At 69.9% G+C, this 5,317-nt stretch carries 4 protein-coding genes; 2 read left to right on the top strand and 2 right to left on the bottom strand.

The genetic code is table 11. The annotated features are described in order from the left end of the window. Nucleotides 1–155: 155 nt before the first annotated feature. Entirely contained in the window at nucleotides 156–1,049 is an 894-nt protein-coding gene (locus KDL01_RS38810; RefSeq protein WP_212533720.1) for an IS982 family transposase, read from the bottom strand. Between the two features lie 459 nt (nucleotides 1,050–1,508). Next, a complete protein-coding gene (locus tag KDL01_RS38805; RefSeq protein WP_212533719.1) occupies nucleotides 1,509–2,864 on the bottom strand; it encodes a helix-turn-helix domain-containing protein in 1,356 nt (451 codons plus the stop codon). 164 nt (nucleotides 2,865–3,028) lie between these two features. Between KDL01_RS38805 and KDL01_RS38800 the strand changes: the two genes are divergently transcribed. Then, complete coding sequence (locus tag KDL01_RS38800; RefSeq protein ID WP_212533718.1) at nucleotides 3,029–3,646, top strand: UbiX family flavin prenyltransferase; 618 nt, start codon at nucleotides 3,029–3,031, stop codon at nucleotides 3,644–3,646. Further along, a complete protein-coding gene (locus KDL01_RS38795) occupies nucleotides 3,643–5,130 on the top strand; it encodes a UbiD family decarboxylase (protein ID WP_212533717.1) in 1,488 nt (495 codons plus the stop codon). Before KDL01_RS38800 ends, KDL01_RS38795 begins: the two co-directional genes overlap by 4 nt. The last annotated feature ends 187 nt before the right edge of the window (nucleotides 5,131–5,317 follow it).

The raw sequence follows: 5,317 nt of genomic DNA, 5'->3' as shown, positions 1-5,317 counted from the left end.
AGCAACTGGGCCCTGAAACGCCCCGAGCACCGTGATCCGCCCAGGACCAAACCACCGACCCCCGACCTCGTCGCACCAACCAGAACCCGACCCACCAGCCGCAAGCACAGCTAAATCAGTGGTATTGCGCCTAGACGACGTATTCCGATCCCCGGTCAGTGGTCGTAGGCGATCAGTGACCGGGTCGTCGGCTGGCCGGTCTTGTTGTTGTGCCAGATCGCGGCGGTCATCGCCAGCACGCGCTGCGCGACGCGGATCGCGACGCCCTCGATGCTTTGCCCGCCATGTTCTTCCAGGTCGAGCTGGCCTTTGAGGGTGTCGTTGACCGACTCGATCAGTTGCCGGACCTTCTTGAGCATCGGCTCGCCGTAGCGTTGCGTCTCGCGCTTGCGCGAGGGACGCAGCAGTTCGATACCGAGGCCGGCCAGTTCGCGCTCGAACGGTCCGGAGCTGAAGCCCTTGTCCGAGATCAGCAGGATCCCCTCGCGTTCGGCCACCAGGTCGGCGTCGACCTCGAGCATCGCGGCGAGCACCTCGCGTTCCCCGAGCTTGGCGTTGGCCAGCGCCCACAGGATCGGCATTCCGGTCGGGGTGCATACCAGGTACAGGCGAAGGCCCCAGAAGTACCGGGAGTGTGAGGCGCAGTAGCCGTAGGAGGCGAAGCCGGCCAGTTCCGAGCGCTGCACGCTCGGGCGCGACATGGCGCAGGGCACGGGGGTCGAGTCCACGATCCAGGTGTTGTCGAACCAGAAGTCGCTGTCCGCCGCCAGGTCCCTGATGACGCGTTTGACCAGGGGCAGCGCGGCGCGCAGCCGCTTGTTGTAGCCGGGCTGCTTGGGCAGGTAGGGAAACAGGTGACCCAGGCGGCGCCGGGCGGCGCGCAGCCAGTGTGACTCGGAGGCGTAGCCGAGCAGCGCCTGGGCCACGGCCAGGCAGACGAGCTCGCTGTCCGTGAGCTGCGGCGGCCGTCCGGCTCGGCGGATACCGGCGAGGTCGTCGTCGATTTTCACGTAGAGTGCGGTGATGAGGGTGTCCAGGTCTGTCGTCACAAGCAGAGCTTGGACACCCTCACCTCGTTTCCGCAGGCGATTGGAATACGTCGTCTAGGGGCTCACAATGGGGTGTAGTGGCTCTTGACCGGCGTAGACCGTCTCTGGGCAGCACTGCGATGCAGTCGCCCGTTCCGCGCGCACCAGTCGGGGAGTTCGGGGCCGCTGCATATTAGCTTTCCGCAGACGGCTGCGTTTGTTCTTCAGGGACGGAGAACCGCCAGCCAGTACTTTGCGACGTACGGCAAGCACGCGGCGGGACGCCGCGTCAGGGCCCCACGTTCGGGCTCTTATAGGCCGCGCCCACCCTGGACTGGACTTCTCCCGCCGCCCCGAACCGGGGGGAGTATCGCATCGATCACGTGCGGATCGCGTTCGGTCCACGACGCGCTGAGCCGGGCCCAAGCCCGGACATCCGCGGCCAGCCCATGCCACCTGACCAGACCTAACGGAGCGCTCCTAGGTCTCAGCGCGCGGCGCGGCTCGGCGGCTGCTGTCGGCTGTGGCTTTCGTCGGCAGGGTCGAGGTGGGGGAGGGCAGGCCGGCGGCGTGCATGGCGTGGCGGTAGGCGTCGAGGGCGCCGGGGGCGTCGCCGAGGGTTTCGCGGAGCACGGCGATGCGCTGCCACAGGCCGGCGGCGAGGCGGGCCTGCGGTACCACGCGGCGCAGCGCCTCGGCGGCGGAGTCGAGGTTCTGGCGTGCGGCGGCGTTGCGGCTGGCGGCGTGTTCGGCTTCGGCCAGGGCCACGCGGGCGTCGGCCTCGTTCTCGTCGTCGATGCCGCGGATGCGTTCGATGGCGCTGTGGGCGTGGGTACGGGCAAGGGCGGTGTCGCCGAGCAGGAGCGCGGTCTGGGACAGGCGGATCTCGATCCAGCTGATGTGGAAGCTGTTGCCCGCCTCGATCATGGAGCTGAGGGCTTCCCGCTGCAGGGCGAGCGCGGTGGCGGCCTGATCGGGCTCGGTTTCGGCCAGGTACTGCCCGTAGAGGGCGCGCAGGGTGGCGAGGTTGCGCTGGTGGCCGGCCTCGCCGAGCAGGGCGAGGGCGCGCTGGGCGAGTGCGGCGGCGTCGCGCGGACGCCCGTTGTCGGCGGCCGCTCTGGCCGCGTTCCACAGGACCGAGCCGCGTGCGAGCGGGCTGCCGAGTGCGTCGGCGGCGGCGAGCAGGCGGCGCAGCAGCCCGGCGGCGTGCAGGCTGTCGCCGCGCGCCGCGTAGCATCCGGCGAGAGTGACGCCGAGGCGGATGGTCTCGTCGCTCCAGGCCAGCCCCAGGTTCTCGAAGGCGGCCAGGGCCCGCTCACCGACTTCGATCGCTGCTTGGAGCTGCCCGGCGAGGGCGTAACAGCGGGTCAGATCCATGTGCCGCTCGGCCCACTGTGCGCCGCCGGGCTCGGCCGCGTCGCCGAGTGCCTGGTAGGCCTCGGCGGCCTCGGGCAGCAGGTCGAGCTGTTCGAGCGCTTTGGCCCGGCCAAGGCGCGCGCGTTCGGCCAGCGGCGCGGGGACCCCGGCCAGCAGTTGCTCGAACTCGACGAGCGCCGCGGCGGCGTCGCCGTTGTGCAGGGCGAGTTCGGCGAAGGCCAGGCGGCGTTCGGCCTCCTGGAACGTGTCGGGCTGGATCCCGGTGGCGAGGTACTCGGGCGTGGTGCCCAGCAGCCGGGCCAGCCGGGCGAGCACCGCAGGGGACGCGGGCCGCGCACCGGACTCGATCATCGAGAGGTATCCGGGGGAGAGGCCGGGGCCGGTCAGCTCGGCCTGCGAGCGGCCTCGGGCCGTGCGCAGCTCTCTGATGCGCTGGCCCACGCCGTCGTCCGCGGCCATCCTCGCTCCTTCGTCCTCGGCCCCGTCGCACTCGCCGCCGCGCACCAGTGTAGGGGTGTGAAGAAAATACTTCACAGATATTCACACCTCTGATTCAATGGGTCCGGCTGACGGGGTGTCAACCAGGAGCATCAGGGGACTTCTATCGTGATCGAGTGTGAGCCGTGACCGCACCGCGCCGGCTGGTGGTCGGGATCAGCGGGGCGACCGGCATCGCCTACGGCATCCGGGTGCTCGAGCTCGCCCGGGCCGCCGGGCTTGAGACGCACCTGGTCGTGACCCCGGCGGGCCAGCAGACCCGCGCCTACGAAACGGACCTGTCCGCGCGCGACCTCGCCGCCCTGGCCGACGTCGCGCACCGCCCGGCCGACATCGGCGCGGCGATCGCCAGCGGATCCTTCCGCACCGCCGGCATGATCGTGGCGCCGTGCTCGATCCGCACCCTCTCGGCCATCGCCTACGGCAACGGCGACAACCTGCTCACCCGCGCGGCCGACGTCACCCTCAAGGAGCGCCGCCGCCTGGTGCTGCTGGTACGCGAGACCCCGCTCACCCTCGGACACCTGCGCGCGATGACGGCGGTGACCGAGACCGGCGGCATCGTCATGCCCCCGGTCCCCGCCTTCTACCTGCGCCCGGCGAGCGTCGCAGACATCGTCGAACACACCGCCGCACGTGCGCTGGACCTGCTGGGCATCGACGTGCCCGGCCTGCCCCGCTGGGGCGAGCAGCCCGCGACCGCCGACATCGGCATCGACAACAAGGAAGCTGAGAACGAATGAACCACCTCAAAAGCCTGCGCGAGTTCATCGACGAGCTGGACAAGCTCGGCGACGTCCAGACGATCGAACGCGAGGTCGACTGGAACCTGGAGGTCGGCGCCGTCATCCGCCGCTCCTACGACCTCAAGGCCGCGGCCCCGCTCTTCACGAATCTGACCGGATATCAGGGCACCGGCTTCCGGCTGTTCGGCGCCCCCGGCGCGCTGAGCAGCTCGGCGCACCCGCTCGCGCGCATCGCCCTCGCCCTCGGGCTGCCCGCCGAGGCGCCCGGCCAGGAGATCGTCGAGGCGCTGGTGGCCGCCCGCTCCGCCGAGGGCATACCGCCGGTGGTCCTCGCCCCGCAGGACTCCCCGTGCAAGCAGAACATCATGCTGGGCGAGGAGATCGACCTGTTCGCCTTCCCGACCCCGCTCATCCACGGCAACGACGGCGGCCGCTACATCCAGACCTACGGCATGAACATCGCCAAGACCCCGGACGGTTCCTGGACCAACTGGTCGGTCAACCGGATGATGATCGCCGGCAAGGACACCCTGGCCTGTCTGATCCCCGGCCCCCAGCACCTCGGGGTGATCCGCGCGCAGTGGAGCGCACTCGGCCAGCCGATGCCGATCGCCCTGGCCATCGGCGTCGAGCCGGGGCTGCCCTTCGTCGGCGGCATGCCGCTGCCCGAAGGAGCGGACGAGAGCCACTTCCTCGGCGCCCTGTTCGGCGAGGGCATCGAGCTCGTCCCCGCCGAGACCGTCGACCTGCTCGTCCCGGCAACCGCCGAGATGATCATCGAGGGCTACGTCTCCGTCGACGAGACGGTGACGGAGGGCCCGATGAACGAGTTCCCCGGATACAACGCCACCGAGGCCTCGCCCAAAGCCCTGTTCAAGGTCACCGCGATCACCTACCGCGACGACGCGATCCAGGCCGTCGTCGCGGCCGGCCCGCCGGTCGAGGAGGACCACACGATCATCGGCACCACCAGCGCAGCCGAGATCCTCTACCTGCTGCGCCAGGCCGGACTGCCCGCCTCCAGCGCCTGGTACGCCTACGAGGCGGCCGTGCACTGGCTGATCCTGTCGGTCAGGCAGGACTGGCACGAGACCCTCGGGATATCTTCGGCCGAGCTCATCGAGAAGATCGCCGGGATCATCTTCACCGGCAAGCCCTCCGTCAACGCGCCGAAGATCCTGCTGGTGGAGGACGACGTCGACATCACCGACCTGAGCGAGGTCGTCTGGGCTTTCGCCACCCGCTCCCACCCCGAGCGAGGCGAGTTCCACTTCCCGCACAAACTCAGCATGCAACTCGCCGTCTACCTCAGCGAAGAGGAGTCGCACACCTACTCGGCCGGGAAGGTCATCTACAACTGCCTGCTCGCCGACCTCTACCCGGCCGGCCGGCGGCCGGTCAAGGGCAGCTTCCAGAACGGCTGGCCCGCCGAGATCCAGACGCGTGTGCTGGAGAACTGGGAGAAGTACGGCTACCGCTGAGCCTCGCGCGCGTCCGACACGGAACGTTCTGCCGTCGCCGGCTACCCGAGCGTCGAAGAGGTCTGTGAGGTTCTCGCCGCCCACGGCTTCCACCGCCGGGCCCTGATATCTCTGCATCAGATCAGCGCACCGGACCTGGCGACGTACGCGCCGCGGGCGGTGGGGGCGGTGGGGGGCGGTGTACGGT

This window comes from Actinospica durhamensis, assembly GCF_018139695.1.
Taxonomy (GTDB): domain Bacteria; phylum Actinomycetota; class Actinomycetes; order Streptomycetales; family Catenulisporaceae; genus Actinospica; species Actinospica durhamensis.
The sequence above is the reverse complement of the archived record's forward strand: the minus strand, read 5'-3'. Positions and strand labels throughout refer to the sequence as shown.

Bases quoted from the DNA above. Each gene is read 5' to 3' on its own strand.
- KDL01_RS38805 (WP_212533719.1), bottom strand. From the start codon at position 2,864: ATGGCCGCGGACGACGGCGTGGGCCAGCGCATCAGAGAGCTGCGCACG.
- KDL01_RS38795 (WP_212533717.1), top strand. From the start codon at position 3,643: ATGAACCACCTCAAAAGCCTGCGCGAGTTCATCGACGAGCTGGACAAG.